The organism is Pseudomonas sp. FBCC-B1667, from assembly GCF_059133255.1.
Genome location: NZ_CP101437.1, coordinates 2,356,906 through 2,374,115, shown reverse-complemented (window position 1 = coordinate 2,374,115; position 17,210 = coordinate 2,356,906). Strand labels below are relative to the sequence as shown.

The window sequence follows — 17,210 nt, the reverse complement described above, 5'->3', positions numbered from 1 at the left end:
CACGCTTCACGCCACCAGCGGAAGCCGGTACGCATGAAGCCGGCATAACACTGTCGAGCTTTAACGTGCAGCTTGAAGCTTGAAACTGCTTCTCACTGCTCGTAAATCATCTTCTTGGTCATGCCACCGTCGACCACAAACTCCTGGCCCGTGACGAACCCTGCGTTCTTCGACAGCAACCAGGCCACCATCGCCGCCACGTCTTCGACCGCCCCTACCCTGCCCGCCGGATGCTGGGCATGATCGGCATCGGTCAGTGGCTCGGCACGCCGCAAAGAAGGATCCCGGGTGTCGATCCAACCCGGACTGACCGCATTCACACGAATCTCCGGACCAAGACTGATCGCCAACGCGTGAGTCAGGGCCAACAGGCCGCCCTTGCTCGCCGCATAAGCCTCTGTATCGGGTTCCGATTGTCCGGCACGGGTCGAGGCCAGATTGACGATTGCACCGCTGTGAGCGCGCAGATACGGCGCACAGTGCTTGGCCAAGAGCATCGGCCCGCTAAGATTCACCGCCAACACTCGATTCCAGTAGGCCAGATCGAGGCTTTCCAGAGTGATGTTGTGCGGATCAGCCACCGCCGCGTTGCACACCAGCGCATCCAGGCGCCCGAACTGTCCGAGCACCTCGGCAACGCCCAGTGCCACCTGCCCTTCGTTTGAGACGTCCATGGCGATAAACCAGGCATTGTCGCCCAGCACCTTCGCCACTTTCGAACCGCGCACCCGATCCAGGTCGCTCAGCACCACCTGCCAGCCTTCGCTGATCAGCCAGGCCGAGATCCCCAGACCAATGCCGCGCGCAGCGCCGGTGACCAAGGCGACACGACCATTGGACCCGGACGTCGGCGTGGACAACTCGATCACAAGGCCGCCAACCCGCGCGCCAGGTCGGCCTGCAGGTCAGCCACGTCTTCCAGGCCGACCGCAATGCGGATCAGGCTGTCACGAATGCCCGCGGCTTCACGTTCTTGCGGCGCCAAACGACCGTGGGAGGTGGTGCTCGGGTGAGTAATGGTGGTCTTGGTGTCACCGAGGTTGGCCGTGATCGAAATCAGACGGGTCGCATCGATAAAGCGCCAGGCGCCCTCTTTGCCGCCCCTGACCTCAAAGCTGACCACCGCACCAAACCCTTTCTGCTGACGCCGGGCGAGGTCATGCTGCGGATGGCTTTTCAGACCGGCGTAATGGACCTTCTCGATGCCGTCCTGCTGCTCCAGCCACTCGGCCAGTTGCTGGGCGTTGGCGCAATGCGCCTTCATCCGCAGGTTCAGGGTTTCGAGGCCCTTGAGGAAAATCCACGCGTTGAACGGGCTCAGGGTTGGCCCTGCTGTGCGCAGGAAACCGACGATTTCTTTCATCTGCTCGCTGCGACCGGCGACCACACCGCCCATGCACCGGCCCTGGCCGTCGATGAACTTGGTGGCCGAATGCACGACGATGTCCGCGCCCATCTTCAGCGGCTGCTGCAACGCCGGGGTGCAGAAGCAGTTGTCGACCACCAGCATCGCGCCCTTGGTGTGAGCGATTTCCGCCAGCGCGGCGATATCCACTAGCTCGGCCAGCGGGTTGGAGGGCGATTCGACAAAGAGCAATCTGGTGTTGGATTTGATCGCTGCATCCCAACCGGACAAGTCCGCCAGAGGCACGTAATCGACTTCGATACCGAAGCGCTTGAAGTACTTTTCAAACAGGCTGATGGTCGAACCGAACACACTGCGCGACACCAGCACGTGATCACCGGCGCTGCACAGGCTCATCACCACCGCCATGATTGCAGCCATGCCGGTGGCCGTTGCCACGGCTTGTTCGGCGCTTTCCAGCGCGGCAATGCGCTCTTCGAACGCACGTACGGTCGGGTTGGTGTAACGCGAATAAACGTTACCCGGCACTTCACCGGCAAAGCGTGCCGCCGCGTCGGCAGCGGTGCGGAAGACGTAGCTGGAAGTGAAGAACATCGGATCACCGTGTTCGCCCTCCGGCGTGCGGTGCTGACCGGCGCGTACGGCCAGGGTATCGAACGCTACGCCATCAAGGTCGCTGTCCAGCCGACCGGCATCCCAATCCTGACTCATGCTGTCACTCCTTGCCCTGCTTCTTGATATAGAGAGTTTTTAGTAGATACAAAACCGGCCCCTCAGGGCCGGTAGAAACTCAGTTGTTGTACAGATCGATGATCGCACTGACTGCCTGCGTCTTGACCTTGGAGGCATCGTTACGTGCCTGCTCGATCTTGTTCAGGTAAGCCTCGTCGACATCGCCGGTGACGTATTGGCCATCGAACACCGCGCAATCGAACTTGTCGATCTTGATCTTGCCGCCACCGACCGCTTCGATCAAGTCAGGCAAATCCTGATAGATCAACCAGTCAGCGCCGATCAGGTCAGCAACGTCCTGGGTCGAACGGTTGTGGGCGATGAGTTCGTGAGCGCTCGGCATGTCGATGCCGTAGACGTTCGGGTAACGAACGGCCGGTGCGGCGGAGCAGAAGTAAACGTTCTTGGCGCCGGCTTCGCGAGCCATCTGGATGATCTGCTTGCAGGTCGTACCGCGAACGATCGAGTCGTCCACCAGCATCACGTTCTTGCCACGGAATTCCAGCTCGATCGCGTTGAGTTTCTGGCGTACGGATTTTTTCCGTGCAGCCTGGCCCGGCATGATGAAAGTCCGGCCGATGTAGCGGTTCTTCACGAAGCCTTCGCGGAACTTGACGCCCAGGTGGTTCGCCAATTCCAGGGCCGCGGTGCGGCTGGTGTCCGGAATCGGGATGACCACGTCGATATCATGCTCAGGACGTTCGCGCAGGATTTTCTCAGCGAGCTTCTCGCCCATGCGCAGACGGGCCTTATAAACCGACACACCGTCGATGATCGAATCCGGACGCGCCAGGTAGACGTGTTCGAAGATGCACGGGGTCAGCGACGGGTTGGTCGCGCACTGACGGGTATGCAGCTTGCCGTCTTCAGTGATGTAGACCGCTTCACCCGGTGCCAGGTCGCGAATCAGGGTGAAACCGAGCACGTCCAGAGAGACGCTTTCGGAGGCGATCATGTACTCGACGCCTTCGTCGGTGTGACGCTGGCCAAAGACGATCGGGCGAATGCCGTGCGGGTCACGGAATCCGACGATGCCGTAACCGGTCACCATCGCCACGACCGCATAGCCACCGACGCAACGGTTGTGCACGTCAGTCACGGCGGCGAACACGTCTTCTTCGGTTGGCTGCAACTTGCCGCGCTGGGCCAGTTCGTGTGCGAACACGTTCAGCAGGACTTCCGAGTCAGAGTTGGTATTGACGTGGCGCAGGTCAGATTCGTAAATCTCCTTGGCCAGTTGCTCAACGTTGGTCAGGTTACCGTTGTGCGCCAACGTGATGCCATAAGGCGAGTTGACGTAGAACGGCTGAGCTTCGGCCGACGTCGAGCTGCCCGCGGTCGGGTAACGCACATGGCCAATGCCCATGTGGCCGACCAGACGCTGCATGTGACGCTGATGGAACACGTCACGCACCAGGCCGTTGTCCTTGCGCAGGAATAACCGGCCATCATGGCTGGTCACGATACCGGCAGCGTCCTGGCCGCGGTGCTGGAGCACGGTTAGCGCGTCATACAGCGCCTGATTGACGTTCGACTTACCGACGATACCGACGATGCCACACATGCGACGCAACCCCTACTTAATGGATCTGAACTGAACAACACTCACTGAGGCGTTTTGGCCATCGGCAAGAGTTGCTCCTTGAACGGTATCTCAGCGGGTACGCTGATACCGCTGGCAAGCCACTGACTGCTCCACCCGAGAATCAGGTTTTTGGACCAGTCTGCAACCAATAGAAATTTTGGCACGAGCTGTGACTCTTTCCACCACCCGTCCTGCTGTACCGGCCCCAGGCTCAACAGCCCGACCGCCACGACCACCAGCAACACGCCACGCGCGGCGCCAAAGGCCATGCCGAGGAATCGATCGGTCCCGGAAAGCCCGGTGACGCGAACCAATTCGCCGATAAGATAATTGATCATTGCGCCTACGATTAACGTGGCGACAAACATGATGGCACAGCCCGTGATCACACGAGCCGACGGCGTTTGAATGTATCCGGCGAGGTACTCGGACAATGAACCACCGAACATCCAGGCAACGGCTCCTGCGACGATCCAGGTCACCAGCGACAGTGCTTCTTTGACGAAGCCGCGGCTCAGACTGATCAATGCGGAGATGGCGACGATTGCAACGATCGCCCAGTCAACCCAGGTAAATGGCACAGTGCAGCCTACAGACGGATAAGGCGGCGCATTTTAGCAGAGCGCACGGCTATCGGTAAGCTGCGATTGTCAGTGCATTTCAAATCGGCGTGATAGTTTTTACCCGCGCTCAGGCTGGAAGCGCACGACAAAACCCTTGAGTTTCTTCTGGCGGTCCAGCAAGTCGCGAAGACGGTCGGCTTCGGCGCGCTCGATCAGAGGCCCGACAAACACTCGATTTTTGCCATCAGAGGATCGGATGTAAGCGTTGTAGCCCTGACTGCGCAGTTCTTTCTGCAGGCTTTCGGCGTTTTCTCGGCTCGTTAGACTGGCCACTTGCACTGACCAGCTAACCGACAGGCCATTGGCATCGATGCGACTTTGAGTCGTATCAGGCTTGGTCGGTGCGGCCGCGATCGGCTGTGCCGGCGGCGTTGTAGCCTTGGCGACTGGCGCTGGCGCGACCGGCTTGGCGACAGGTGCCGGAACTACGGGGGCTGCCGGCGCAATGGGGGCCGTCGGAGCCTCTTGCTGAGCGATTTCATCATCGCTCGGCACCGGTTCTTGAGGCAACGCTTGCGGCTCAGGCACCACGACTGGCTCGACCTGCACTTGCGGCATCGCCGGGGCATGCGGCGCAGCCGGGGCGTCGACCACCACTTGACGCTGTTCATCCTGACGGGAGAACAACATCGGCAGGAAAATCACCGCCAGTGCCACCAGCACCAGCGCGCCAACCATGCGTTGTTTGTAGGCCTTATCCAGCAATGCCATTTGCCGCTTCCTCCGTGGAGCGCCGGGCCAGCCATTCAAGGGCCTCGGCAACACAATAAAATGATCCGAACAACAGAATCTCATCGTCGCTCGTCGCCAGCGCGCTTTGCCCTTCCAGGGCGGCCGCCACGCTGTCATAGGACGTTACCGACGCGCCAAGGCTCTGCAATGCAGCCTGCAAATCGGCAACCGGTCGCGCTCTCGGAGAATCCAGCGGCGCAACAGCCCAGTGCTGGACACTAGCATTCAATTCACCGACAACACCATCCAGATCCTTGTCCGCCAGCAAACCGAACACCGCCAGACGCTTGCCGGCCGGTGGACGACTGGCCAGACGCCGCGCCAGGTACTCGGCCGCATGCGGGTTATGCCCTACATCCAGCAATATATTCAAACGCTTGCCGTGCCAGTCGAACTGACGGCGGTCGAGACGACCTACCACCCGCGTCGCTTTCAGCGCATCAATAATCTGCGCATCCACCCACGGCAAGCCGAGCAGCAGATACGCCTGCAACGCCAGCGCAGCGTTTTCCATCGGCAGATCAAGCAACGGCAGATCGTGTAATTCGACCGCACGCCCTTGAGCATCCAGACCGCGCCATTGCCAATTGTGATCGGTTACGCCAAGGTCAAAATCGCGGCCACGCAGGAAAAACGGACAAGCCAGCTCGCGCGCCTTATCCAGCAGGGGTTGCGGGGGATTCAGATCACCACAGAGCGCAGGCGCGCCCTGGCGGAAGATGCCGGCCTTCTCAAAGGCCACGGACTCACGGGTATCACCTAGATAATCCGCATGGTCGACGCCGATGCTGGTGACCAGCGCCATGTCGGCGTCGACCACGTTGACCGTGTCCAGGCGCCCGCCCAGACCGACTTCCAACACCACCGCATCAAGCCCGGCCCCTTGAAACAGCCAGAACGCCGCCAGGGTGCCCATTTCGAAGTACGTCAGGGAGGTGTCGCCGCGACCGGCCTCGACAGCCGCAAAGGCTTCGCACAGCTCGGCGTCAGTGGCTTCGACGCCATTAACCTGCACCCGCTCGTTGTAACGCAGCAGGTGCGGAGAATTATAGACACCAACGTTCAGGCCTTGCGCCCGCAGCAATGAAGCCACGAATGCGCAGGTAGAACCCTTGCCGTTGGTGCCAGTGACCGTGATCACCCGAGGCGCCGGCTTGCCCAGCCCCATGCGGGACGCTACCTGTTGCGAGCGCTCCAGCCCCATGTCGATGGCCGAAGGGTGCAACTGCTCAAGGTAGGCGAGCCACTCGCCAAGGGTGCGCTCGGTCATATGTTCGCAGGTACCGGCGGAACCACGACTGGCTCGATTGGCGCGGCGACGAATTTCGGCGTCGGCAGGCCCATCATTTGTGCCAGCAGGTTGCCCAGACGCGGACGCAGTTCCTGACGGTGAATGATCATGTCGATGGCGCCGTGTTCCAGCAGGAATTCGCTGCGCTGGAAGCCTTCCGGCAGCTTTTCACGCACGGTTTGTTCGATCACGCGTGGACCGGCAAAACCGATCAGGGCCTTCGGCTCACCGACGATCACGTCGCCAAGCATCGCCAGACTGGCGGAAACACCGCCGTAGACCGGGTCGGTCAGTACGGAGATGAACGGAATGCCCTCTTCACGCAGACGCGCCAGTACCGCCGAGGTCTTGGCCATTTGCATCAGGGAGATCAGGGCTTCCTGCATCCGCGCACCACCCGAAGCGGCGAAGCAGATCATCGGGCATTTGTTTTCCAGGGCATAGTTGGCGGCGCGAACAAAACGCTCACCGACGATGGCCCCCATCGAACCACCCATGAAGGAGAATTCGAACGCCGACACCACCACCGGCATGCCCAGCAAGGTGCCGCTCATGGAGATCAGTGCGTCTTTTTCGCCGGTCTGCTTCTGGGCAGCGGTCAGGCGATCCTTGTATTTCTTGCCGTCACGGAATTTCAGGCGGTCAACCGGCTCCAGGTCTGCACCCAGCTCGGCACGGCCTTCGGCGTCGAGGAAGATATCAATGCGGGCGCGGGCGCCGATGCGCATGTGGTGGTTGCACTTGGGGCAAACGTCCAGGGTCTTTTCCAGCTCCGGACGATACAGCACAGCCTCGCAAGACGGGCACTTGTGCCACAGACCTTCAGGCACCGAGCTCTTCTTGACCTCGGAACGCATGATCGAAGGGATCAGTTTGTCTACTAACCAGTTGCTCATGCTTTCTTTCTCCAGTACCGGCGGCCCGAACGCTCTGGTTCGCAGCCCCGCGTATGCCCTTGAGCTAAATTCATGTGTGTGGCGATGGTCGGTGGATGGCCGGGTCAGAAAAACTGACCTGCGTACAACCCGAACAACCCTCAGCCTCTTTTCTACAGAGCTGTGGACGGCGGCAGTTAGCCAGCCGTCACATCACGTACCGCTTTGATGAACGCCTGAACCTTTGCGTGATCCTTGATGCCCTTGCTCGCCTCTACCCCACCGCTGACGTCCACCGCATAAGGCCGGACCCGGGCAATCGCGCCGGCGACGTTATCGGGGGTCAAGCCACCCGCCAGAATGATTGGCTTGCTCAAGCCTTGCGGAATCAGAGACCAGTCGAATGCTTCACCGGTTCCGCCGGGCACGCCTTCAACGTAGGCGTCGAGCAGGATACCGCTGGCACTTGGGAACGCATTGCAGGCTGCCGCGATGTCGTCTCCGGCCTTGACCCGCAGTGCCTTGATGTAAGGCCGATGCCACCCTTCGCACTCGGCAGCCGCTTCGTCACCATGGAACTGCAACAGGTCCAGCGGCACGGCGTCGAGCAATTCGCCCAACTCGCAGCGGCTGGCGTTGACGAACAACCCCACGGTGGTGACGAACGGCGGCAGCGCCTTGATGATGTCGCGCGCCTGCTGGAACGTCACGGCCCGCGGGCTCTTGGCATAGAACACAAACCCGATGGCATCGGCCCCGGCCTCGACCGCTGCCAACGCATCTTCTATGCGGGTAATCCCACAAATCTTGCTGCGAACGGCTGACATGTCGATAAATCCTCAGGGCAATTCCGGGAAAGTCCCGGATGGTAACAAATGCGTTCGAGGGCGTCAGCCGTCAAGTTCCGTGAAACCGGTCAGGAAGTGTGGGCCGATATAACGCTCGGGCAACTCGAACTCATCGCGGTACTCCACCTGCACCAGATACAGGCCAAACGGGTGCGCCGTGACCCCGCCAGAACGGCGAATACGGCTTTCCAGTACTTCCTTCATCCACTCCACCGGACGCTCGCCGGCACCAATGGTCATCAGCACACCGGCAATGTTGCGCACCATGTGGTGCAGGAACGCGCTGGCGCGAATATCCAGCACGATCATCTTGCCGTGACGGGTCACGCGCAGATGATGCAGCTCCTTGATCGGTGACTTGGCCTGGCATTGACCGGCGCGGAACGCACTGAAATCGTGGGTGCCGACCAGATACTGCGCGGCCTCGGCCATGCGCTCGACGTCCAGCGGACGGTGGTTCCAGGTGATTTCTTCGTTGAGGTGCGCCGGGCGGATCTGATCGTTGTAGATCACATAGCGGTAACGCCGGGCGATGGCCTTGAACCGCGCATGGAAATGCGCCGGCATGACTTTCGCCCAGCTGACGCTGACATCGTGCGGCAAATTGATGTTGGCGCCCATGACCCAGGCCTTCATGGACCGCTCGACCTGGGTGTCGAAATGCACCACCTGACCGCACGCATGCACGCCCGCGTCCGTTCGCCCGGCGCAGAGCAGCGACACCGGTGAGTCCGCGACTTTGGACAAGGCTTTCTCAAGGGTTTCCTGCACCGTGAGCACACCGGAGGCTTGGCGCTGCCAGCCGCGATAACGCGAGCCTTTGTATTCAACGCCCAATGCGATCCGGTAAAAGCCGTCGGCCGCCATTTCGGCAGCCGGATTATCAATATTTGCCAAGGGGTACAGCCTGCTGATCTACGCAAAGGCGGGCATTATAAGGCCGCCAGACCGAGACGCCAGAGTGGCTTCAGCATTTGCGGTGAATGTCAGGGCCTCATCGCGAGCACGCTCGCCCCCACAGGGGTTTTGTGAACAGCGCAAATCCACGGTGGGCGCGAGCATGCTCCGGGCGGCGTTCCGACGATGGCAATAGCCCAGACACACACGCCCCCCCTGAAACAAAAACGGCAGCCTCAATGGGCTGCCGTCTTATTGACTGCTGAGCAACACTCAAGCCAGACGCGAAAGCATTTCCTTGGCTTCGCTTTTCTGCCCGGCATCGCCCTCGGTCACCACCTCATTGAGGATGTCCCGAGCGCCGTCGTTGTCGCCCATATCGATGTATGCCTGGGCCAGATCGAGCTTGGTAGCGACTTCATCAGTACCGGAGAGGAAGTCGAAGTCTGGCTCATCCGCCGCCGAGGCCATGGCGTCTTCCGCAGTGAAGCGCGGCTCGCCAATGCTTTGCGACAGACGATCCAGTTCAGCGTTGACGTCATCCAGCTCTGCTTCAAAGTCATCCGGGATATCAGTGGCGACAGGCTTGGCCGGGGCCGCGGCCATTTCATCCGCGAGCGACAGGTCAAAATCGGCAGGCAACTCCAGATCGTCCTGCGGCACTTCAGGCGCGACCGGAAAATCTTTCACGCCTTCGTCCAGATCCAGCAGGAAGTCGTCTTCAGCGAGAATGGCCGGCGACGGATTTGCACCCAGATCCATATCGAGATCGAAGTCTGACAGGTCGTCGAGGTTTTCCTTGATGTCGGTTTGCTGCTGCAGCACTGATTCAAAGCTCAAATCGTCATCCAGCGGGAACTCGTCCAGCTCGGTCGACGCGTCTGCCTCAGGCGAAACCACAGCCGGGGAAGCAGCTTCCAGATCGTCCAGGCTCAGGTCGAACGCGCTATCGAGATCGTCATCGATTGCGGCTGCCGGGGCTTGCGGCTCGTCCAGCAGCAGGTCCTTGACGTACTGCGCATCCAGCTCGGCGGCGATGGCTGCAGCAGCCAGGCCACTGGCGGCGACCACCGCCATGGCCGGGAAGCGGGTCTTGAGTTTTTCGACCTGGGCGAAGTTGTCACCATTGGCGACCAGTTGGCGCTCCTGGCCCACGAACGCATCACGGTCGCCCTGCTGACCATACACTTCCATCAGCTTCAAACGCAGATCACTGCGCTGTGGCTCGTGCTTGATACCGTCTTCCAGCAACGCGGCAGCCTGGTTCAGACGACCCGCAGCAATGTGCGACTGCGCCTTGGTCAGCACGTCGTCATCACGTTCGCCGGCAGGCGACACCAGAGGTGCGGCAATCGGCGTAGTCATCACAACCGATGCAACGGGTGCTGGCGTCGGCGCAGGCGCAGGAGCAGGAGCCGGTGCTGGCGTCGGCGCGGTGGCGAGCTTCACGCTAGGCGGCGGAACCTCCAGACCTTCAAAGCTGCTGTCAGGCAGGTCATTGTCAAAGGACATGTTCTGTTCTTCAGACAACGCACGGGCCATGCGCAAATGTTTCTCGGCTTCTTGTTGAGCTTTGCGGCGACGTGCCAGCAACAACAGCAAAAGCGCCAAGACCACTGCACCGCCACCGATAAGCCCCAGCAGGATCGGGTTAGTCAGCAGTTCATTGAACTTTTGGTCGTCGGAGACCGCGGGTGTCGGCTCGATTGGCGGCTCGGCAGGTGCCGGTGTCGCTTCAGGTGCCGCCGCCGGAGCAGGCGCCACCTCAGCCGGTGCCGGCGCAGGGTTGGCGGCCAACTCGGCCGACATGGCCGGAGCGGTCGCAGTCGCCGCCGCAGCAGGTGCACCCGCCGCGCCTTCGGCCTGCATCTTGGCCAGTTGATTGTTCTTCAGCTCGATCAGTTTTTGCAGCTTGTCCAGCTGACTTTGCAAATCGGTCATGCGGCTTTTCAGTTCAGCGTTGTCACGACGGGTCGTGTCGAGGCTTTCCTGGGTCACCGCCAATTTGTTGCTCAGGTTCTTGGCATCGCCCGCGACACCTTTACCGCCGGCCTTGCCGGATTCGGCAGAGACCAGGCTCAGTTTGTCCTTGGCAGGTTCTGTACTACCGGCGTCAGCACGACTGCGCTTGGTGGCATCGAGTTGTTGCTGCCCGGTGCCGGGTTTCGCCACATAACGACGACCCTGGCGCCACGCGGTGTTCTGCGCGGCCACTTCAGCAATGGCCTTGGGTTGCGGCAAAGTGGTGGCTTGCGCCTGATCCGGCATGCGCAACACCTGACCGGTTTTGAGCCGGTTGATGTTGCCGTCGATAAAGGCATCGGGGTTCAGCGCCTGGATGGCCAGCATGGTTTGCTGAATCGAACCACCGTTGCGCGCCTTCGCAGCGATTTCCCACAAGGTATCGCGCGGCGTGGTGGTGTGTTGAGCCGGGTTGGATGCGCCGGTCACCGGAGCCGTTACGGTTGAGGTCGGCGCTGGCTGCGCAGCCGCTTCAGCGGTCTGCGGCGAGAATTTGGACGGATCGAGCAGCACGCTGTAATCGCGCAGCAGGCGACCGTTCGGCCACATGACCTGAACCAGGAATTTCACCATCGGTTCGGACAGGGGCTTGCTGGAAGTTACACGCAGGATGCTTTTACCGCTGGCGTTGAGCACCGGCGTGAAGGTCAGGTCATTGAGAAATGCCTGGCGGTCGACACCGGCCTTGGCGAAATCTTCAGGCGAGGCCAGGCTCGGCACCACTTCGGCGGCCGTAAGGTCCTTGACGTCGAGCAGCTCGATCTCCGCCACCAGGGGTTGGTTCAGCGTCGACTTCAGGGTCAATTCCCCGAGCCCGAGGGCATGCGCCATACCGGATGACAGCGCCGAGGCGGCCGCAATTGCTAACACCAGTTTGCGAACTTGAACCATAGCCTCATCCTTTGTTTGAACATTCCTCGGCCAGCGAGAAGGTATTGAAAGTCGCCGCCGTAAGGCATTGCGCGCGGCGTCGACGTGTCATCGCGCGCGATCATTTCTTGCCTGCCCCGGAAAGCCTGTTGAGCGGCTTTCCTTCAGCAGTGCGGCCAAGCATAGCGCCCGGCTAGAATCATTCTGTAAATTGTTGCCAAGTATCTTTTACAGCAGGTCTTTTATCAACAATTCAGCCACCTGCACAGCATTGAGCGCGGCGCCTTTTCGTACGTTATCTGACGTCAGCCACACATTAAGTTCCGACAGGTCGTCGACTCCGCTGCGAACCCGACCGACGTACACCACGTCCTGTCCCACCGCATCGCCCACTGCGGTCGGGTAATCACCGGCCTCAACCAGCTCGATCCCGGGTGCATCTTCCAGGGCCGCATTGACTTTCGCCAGGTCGACAGCGCTCGCTGACTGCAAGGTCACGCTAAAGCTATCGCCAAAAAACACCGGGGCTTGAATGCAAGTGGCAGAAATCTTCAATTGAGGCAGCGCAATCACCTGACGCAACTCACGCACCAGGCGTTTTTCCAGCAGCGTATGGCCCTGCTCATCCGGCTTGCCGACCTGAGCCAACAGGTTGAACGCCATTTGCCGATCGAAGAACGTCGGCTCCAGCGGACGCACGTTAAGCAGTTCGGCGGTTTGCCGGGCCAGCTCTTTCACCGCTTCGCGACCTTGGGCGGAAACCGCCAGGCTGGCGGTGACGTTGACCCGCTGTAGATCAATGACCGAAAGCAACGGCGCCAGCACCACGGCCAACGTGGTGGCCGATGGGCTTGGGCTGCTGATCAGAAAGGGCTTTTTCAACGTCGCGAGGATTTCGGCATTGGCTTCCGGCACCACTGGCGGCGCCTGATCGGCCGACAAAGCGCCAGACAGGTCGATTACCGAGCAACCGGCGGCGCTCGCACGCGAGGAAAAACTGAGGGTCACTGCCGGGCCGGCGGCGAAGAACACCAACTGGACTTTGCTGAAATCGAATTCATCAACTTCGCGTACCCGCACGTTCTTGCCGCGAAACGGCACCGAATGACCGGCCGATTCGCTGCTCGCCAGCAGGTGCAAGTCGCCAACCGGGAAGTCACGCTCTTCAAGAATCTGCACGAGCGTTTCGCCGACAGTACCGGTGGCGCCGACTACGGCGATATCAAAGGACTGGCTCATGGTTCTACCTCAGGCGAAACGGGGGAGCGGCACTTTACCGGGTGGGGGGCGTGCAGGCAATTTGTGCCGGTATTTGTGGTGCCTGTGATGGCCCCCTCGCGAGCAAGCCCGCTCCGACATTTGAAAGGCGTTCTAATGTGCGGGCTTGCTCGCGAAGGGGCCGGTACAGATAACTCATCGACATCAGGCTGCCGGGAATAAAAAAACCCGCACCTCTTTCAAGGCACGGGTTTTTTCACTGCTTCAACCAATCAACGCTCAAGCAGAATCCGCAGCATGCGACGCAGCGGTTCGGCCGCGCCCCACAGCAGTTGGTCGCCGACGGTAAAAGCACCGACGAACTGCGACCCCATGTTCAGCTTGCGCAGACGGCCCACCGGCACGTTCAGGGTGCCAGTGACTTTCGTCGGGCTCAGTTCCTGAATGCTGATGTCGCGGTTATTCGGCACCAGTTTGACCCACGGGTTGTGCTGACTGATCAGCCCTTCGATGTCGGCGATCGGCACGTCTTTGTTCAGCTTGATGGTCAGCGCCTGGCTGTGGCAGCGCATGGCGCCGATGCGCACGCAAATGCCGTCGACCGGGATCGGGCTCTTGAAGCGACCGAGGATCTTGTTGGTTTCGGCCTGGGCCTTCCACTCTTCGCGGCTCTGACCGTTCGGCAGTTCCTTGTCGATCCACGGGATCAGGCTGCCGGCCAGCGGTACGCCGAAGTTTTCGGTCGGGTACGCTTCGCTGCGCATGGCGTCGGCCACACGACGGTCGATGTCGAGGATCGCGCTGGCCGGGTCGGCCAGTTGATCGGCGACAGCGGCGTGGGTCGCGCCCATTTGTTTGATCAGTTCACGCATGTTCTGCGCGCCGGCACCGGAGGCCGCCTGATAGGTCATGGCGCTCATCCACTCGACCAGACCGGCTTCGAACAGACCGCCCAGGCCCATCAGCATCAGGCTGACGGTGCAGTTGCCGCCGATGTAGTTCTTGGTGCCCGCATCCAGCTGCTGGTCGATGACCTTGCGGTTGACCGGGTCGAGGACGATGACCGCGTCATCCTGCATGCGCAGGCTGGAAGCGGCGTCGATCCAGTAACCCTGCCAGCCGGCTTCGCGCAGTTTCGGGAACACTTCGCTGGTGTAGTCGCCACCTTGGCAGGTCAGAATCACGTCGAGGGTTTTCAGCTCTTCAATGCTGTAAGCGTCCTTGAGCGGAGCAATGTCCTTGCCCACGGACGGGCCTTGGCCACCGACATTGGAAGTGGTGAAAAACACCGGCTCAATAAGATCGAAATCCTGCTCTTCCAGCATCCGCTGCATGAGCACGGAACCGACCATACCGCGCCAACCGATCAGACCTACACGTTTCATCGCAACTACACCTTCTTGAAATGTGGGCCGCTGCTTTGTATAGAATTTCGCAGCGGGCCGGAGAGATTACAGATTCCGCAGCGCGGCGACTACTGCGTCGCCCATTTCCTGCGTACCGACTTTAGTGCAACCGGCCGACCAGATGTCGCCTGTGCGCAGGCCTTGGTCCAGCACCAGGCTCACGGCTTTCTCGATAGCATCGGCTGCCGCCTGCTGGTTGAAGCTATAACGCAACATCATCGACACCGACAAAATGGTCGCCAACGGGTTGGCAATGCCCTTGCCGGCGATGTCTGGCGCCGAACCGTGGCAAGGCTCGTACATGCCCTTGTTGTGGGTGTCCAGGGACGCCGACGGCAGCATGCCGATGGAACCGGTGAGCATCGAGGCCTGGTCGGACAGAATGTCGCCGAACAGGTTGTCGGTCACGATCACGTCGAACTGCTTCGGTGCACGCACCAGTTGCATCGCGGCGTTGTCGACGTACATGTGGCTCAGTTCGACCTGCGGGTAATCCTTGGCCACTTCCTCGACGATTTCACGCCACAGTTGGCTGGATGCCAAGACGTTGGCCTTGTCCACCGAGCACAGCTTCTTGCCGCGCACCATCGCCATGTCGAAGCCGACGCGGGCAATGCGGCGGATTTCGCTTTCGCTGTATGGCAGGGTGTCGTAGGACTGACGCTCGCCGTTTTCCAGGATACGGGTGCCGCGTGGCGCGCCGAAGTAGATACCGCCGGTCAGCTCGCGGACGATCAGGATGTCCAGGCCGGCCACGATTTCCGGCTTCAGGCTCGACGCCTCGGCCAGTTGCGGGTACAGGATCGCCGGACGCAAATTGCCGAATAGGCCCAGTTGCGCACGGATTTTCAGCAGGCCGCGCTCAGGGCGGATGTCACGCTCGATGGTGTCCCATTTCGGGCCGCCCACGGCACCCAGCAGCACAGCATCGGCAGCGCGTGCACGCGCCAGGGTTTCGTCAGCCAACGGCACGCCATGCTTGTCGATGGCCGCGCCGCCGATCACGTCGTGGCTCAGTTCGAAGCCCAGGGAGAACTTATCGCTGGCCAATTCCAGCACTTTGACCGCTTCGGCCATGATTTCCGGGCCAATACCGTCACCTGGGAGAATCAGAATCTGCTTGCTCATGCTTTCCTCATGTCATCAGTCGGTGCGCCTCTAGGGCACACCCGGAAAAATTCTATCGCTCGGCCATCAATACCAAAACATCGGTACTGAACGAACCATCAGCCTCAATCTCAAAATATTCGCGCACTTCGTTGCCCATCGACTGCTGCAACTCGCGAATTGCCGCGCGCATCACTTCAGGTGTGCGCATGCGCTCGACCCAGGAGGTGTACTCCAGACGCAGCCTTTGGCGCGTCGTGCTGCGGGTATGCAACCCCGCTTCGCTGACCTGGCGCAACCATTCGCCGGCGGAATAATCGCGCACATGGCTGGTGTCACGCAGCACTTCGACGCTTTGCAGGTACGTGTCAAACAACGGGCTGCCCGGTGACAACACATCGACAAACGCCGCCACGCCGCCTGGCTTCAGCACCCGACGCACTTCCCGCAGCGCCAGGCCGAGATCGCTCCAATGGTGCGCCGAATAACGGCTGAACACGAAGTCGAACTCGCCATCGGCGAACGGCAGGCGCTCGGCGGCACCGAGGACTGTGGACACGTTGCTCAAGCCGCGATCGACGGCAGCAGCGGCCACTACGTCGAGCATCTGCTGAGACAAATCGTAAGCCACCACTTCCTTGGCCAGCGCGGCCACGTGAAAACTCACGTGACCGGCGCCGCAACCGAGGTCGAGCACCCGGGCATCGCCCTGCCCCGCCAGTTCAGCCTGTAGCAACGCGAATTCAGTGCCTTGAGCGTGAACGGCGCTGCTCAGGTAGGCAGAGGCCTGTTCACCGAATTGCTTTTGTACGACTTGGCTGTGCTGGGCGGTGCTGGTCATAGTCATTTCCTTTGATTTTGTGGAGCCAGTTCCGGCCTCATCGCGGGCAAGCCCGGCTCCCACAGGTTTTGTGTACACCGCAGGACCCAGTGGGAGCGGGCTTGCCCGCGAAGAGGCCGGTCCTATCCTTTCAAATCCCGGATCAATCAAGCGTCGCGAAACAACCAAGGCTGGCTCGCACGGTGTTTGGCTTCAAACGCTGCAATCGCTTCATGGTCCTGCAACGTCAGGCCGATATCGTCCAGACCGTTCAACAGGCAATGTTTGCGGAACGCATCGATCTCAAAGTTATGCACCTTGCCATCCGGACGGGTCACGGTCTGCGCGTGCAGGTCAACCTGCAACTGGTAGCCCGGATTCGCTTCAACCTGCTGGAACAGTTCATCCACTTCAGCGTCACTCAAGATGATCGGCAGCAAGCCGTTCTTGAAGCTGTTGTTGAAGAAGATGTCGGCGTAGCTCGGCGCGATGATGCTGCGGAAACCGTATTCTTCCAGCGCCCATGGCGCGTGCTCACGGCTGGAGCCGCAACCGAAGTTTTCACGCGCCAGCAACACGCTGGCGCCTTGATAACGTTCGGCGTTGAGGACGAAGTCCTTGTTCAGCGGACGCTTGGAGTTGTCCTGATACGGCTGCCCCACATCCAGGTACCGCCATTCATCGAACAGATTCGGACCAAAACCGGTGCGCTTGATCGACTTCAAGAACTGCTTCGGGATGATCTGATCGGTGTCGACGTTGGCACGATCCAAAGGCGCGACAAGACCAGTGTGCTGGGTAAAAGCTTTCATGCTGCG

General features: G+C 60.5%; 15 protein-coding genes. All 15 read right to left on the bottom strand.

Annotated elements, in window-relative coordinates; all coding sequences use genetic code 11:
- Positions 1-92: 92 nt before the first annotated feature.
- A complete protein-coding gene (locus tag NL116_RS10630; protein WP_494377112.1) occupies positions 93-869 on the bottom strand; it encodes an SDR family oxidoreductase in 777 nt (258 codons plus the stop codon).
- The gene (locus NL116_RS10625) at positions 866-2,077 is read right to left on the bottom strand and encodes an O-succinylhomoserine sulfhydrylase (RefSeq protein ID WP_494377111.1); all 1,212 of its coding nucleotides are present in this window, start codon (positions 2,075-2,077) and stop codon (positions 866-868) included. Before NL116_RS10625 ends, NL116_RS10630 begins: the two co-directional genes overlap by 4 nt.
- Positions 2,078-2,156: 79 nt before the next feature.
- Positions 2,157-3,662 carry an amidophosphoribosyltransferase gene (gene purF, locus NL116_RS10620; RefSeq protein WP_046026886.1) on the bottom strand — a complete coding sequence of 502 codons (1,506 nt, stop codon included), beginning with the start codon at positions 3,660-3,662 and terminating at the stop codon, positions 2,157-2,159.
- 41 nt (positions 3,663-3,703) lie between these two features.
- Positions 3,704-4,264: a CvpA family protein gene (locus NL116_RS10615; RefSeq protein WP_494377110.1), complete on the bottom strand. Its 561-nt coding sequence runs from the start codon at positions 4,262-4,264 to the stop codon at positions 3,704-3,706.
- 99 nt (positions 4,265-4,363) lie between these two features.
- Positions 4,364-5,017, bottom strand: coding sequence for an SPOR domain-containing protein (locus NL116_RS10610; RefSeq protein WP_494377109.1), 654 nt, complete (start codon positions 5,015-5,017; stop codon positions 4,364-4,366).
- Complete coding sequence (gene folC, locus NL116_RS10605) at positions 5,001-6,308, bottom strand: bifunctional tetrahydrofolate synthase/dihydrofolate synthase (RefSeq protein ID WP_494377108.1); 1,308 nt, start codon at positions 6,306-6,308, stop codon at positions 5,001-5,003. The genes NL116_RS10610 and folC overlap by 17 nt, the downstream gene beginning before the upstream one ends.
- Positions 6,305-7,225 carry an acetyl-CoA carboxylase, carboxyltransferase subunit beta gene (accD, locus tag NL116_RS10600; protein ID WP_494377107.1) on the bottom strand — a complete coding sequence of 307 codons (921 nt, stop codon included), beginning with the start codon at positions 7,223-7,225 and terminating at the stop codon, positions 6,305-6,307. Before accD ends, folC begins: the two co-directional genes overlap by 4 nt.
- A 176-nt stretch (positions 7,226-7,401) precedes the next feature.
- The gene (locus tag NL116_RS10595; protein WP_494377106.1) at positions 7,402-8,031 is read right to left on the bottom strand and encodes a phosphoribosylanthranilate isomerase; all 630 of its coding nucleotides are present in this window, start codon (positions 8,029-8,031) and stop codon (positions 7,402-7,404) included.
- A 63-nt stretch (positions 8,032-8,094) separates the two neighbouring features.
- Entirely contained in the window at positions 8,095-8,919 is an 825-nt protein-coding gene (gene truA, locus NL116_RS10590) for a tRNA pseudouridine(38-40) synthase TruA (protein WP_123434397.1), read from the bottom strand.
- Between the two features lie 303 nt (positions 8,920-9,222).
- Positions 9,223-11,862: a motility hub landmark protein FimV gene (locus NL116_RS10585; protein WP_494377105.1), complete on the bottom strand. Its 2,640-nt coding sequence runs from the start codon at positions 11,860-11,862 to the stop codon at positions 9,223-9,225.
- A 207-nt stretch (positions 11,863-12,069) separates the two neighbouring features.
- The gene (locus tag NL116_RS10580) at positions 12,070-13,080 is read right to left on the bottom strand and encodes an aspartate-semialdehyde dehydrogenase (RefSeq protein ID WP_494377104.1); all 1,011 of its coding nucleotides are present in this window, start codon (positions 13,078-13,080) and stop codon (positions 12,070-12,072) included.
- 251 nt (positions 13,081-13,331) lie between these two features.
- A complete protein-coding gene (asd, locus tag NL116_RS10575) occupies positions 13,332-14,444 on the bottom strand; it encodes an aspartate-semialdehyde dehydrogenase (protein WP_494377103.1) in 1,113 nt (370 codons plus the stop codon).
- Positions 14,445-14,510: 66 nt separating this feature from the next.
- The gene (gene leuB, locus NL116_RS10570) at positions 14,511-15,593 is read right to left on the bottom strand and encodes a 3-isopropylmalate dehydrogenase (RefSeq protein WP_494377102.1); all 1,083 of its coding nucleotides are present in this window, start codon (positions 15,591-15,593) and stop codon (positions 14,511-14,513) included.
- Positions 15,594-15,645: 52 nt separating this feature from the next.
- On the bottom strand, positions 15,646-16,413 hold the full coding sequence (locus NL116_RS10565) for a class I SAM-dependent methyltransferase (protein ID WP_494377101.1): 768 nt from the start codon (positions 16,411-16,413) through the stop codon (positions 15,646-15,648).
- Positions 16,414-16,559: 146 nt separating this feature from the next.
- Positions 16,560-17,204, bottom strand: coding sequence for a 3-isopropylmalate dehydratase small subunit (leuD, locus tag NL116_RS10560; RefSeq protein WP_494377100.1), 645 nt, complete (start codon positions 17,202-17,204; stop codon positions 16,560-16,562).
- Positions 17,205-17,210 lie beyond the last annotated feature (6 nt).

Coding starts and splice junctions, on each gene's coding strand:
- leuB (WP_494377102.1), bottom strand. CDS start 15,593: ATGAGCAAGCAGATTCTGATTCTCCCAGGTGACGGTATTGGCCCGGAA.
- leuD (WP_494377100.1), bottom strand. CDS start 17,204: ATGAAAGCTTTTACCCAGCACACTGGTCTTGTCGCGCCTTTGGATCGT.
- NL116_RS10580 (WP_494377104.1), bottom strand. CDS start 13,080: ATGAGCCAGTCCTTTGATATCGCCGTAGTCGGCGCCACCGGTACTGTC.
- truA (WP_123434397.1), bottom strand. CDS start 8,919: ATGGCGGCCGACGGCTTTTACCGGATCGCATTGGGCGTTGAATACAAA.
- purF (WP_046026886.1), bottom strand. CDS start 3,662: ATGTGTGGCATCGTCGGTATCGTCGGTAAGTCGAACGTCAATCAGGCG.
- NL116_RS10585 (WP_494377105.1), bottom strand. CDS start 11,862: ATGGTTCAAGTTCGCAAACTGGTGTTAGCAATTGCGGCCGCCTCGGCG.
- asd (WP_494377103.1), bottom strand. CDS start 14,444: ATGAAACGTGTAGGTCTGATCGGTTGGCGCGGTATGGTCGGTTCCGTG.
- NL116_RS10595 (WP_494377106.1), bottom strand. CDS start 8,031: ATGTCAGCCGTTCGCAGCAAGATTTGTGGGATTACCCGCATAGAAGAT.
- folC (WP_494377108.1), bottom strand. CDS start 6,308: ATGACCGAGCGCACCCTTGGCGAGTGGCTCGCCTACCTTGAGCAGTTG.
- NL116_RS10610 (WP_494377109.1), bottom strand. CDS start 5,017: ATGGCATTGCTGGATAAGGCCTACAAACAACGCATGGTTGGCGCGCTG.
- NL116_RS10625 (WP_494377111.1), bottom strand. CDS start 2,077: ATGAGTCAGGATTGGGATGCCGGTCGGCTGGACAGCGACCTTGATGGC.
- accD (WP_494377107.1), bottom strand. CDS start 7,225: ATGAGCAACTGGTTAGTAGACAAACTGATCCCTTCGATCATGCGTTCC.
- NL116_RS10565 (WP_494377101.1), bottom strand. CDS start 16,413: ATGACCAGCACCGCCCAGCACAGCCAAGTCGTACAAAAGCAATTCGGT.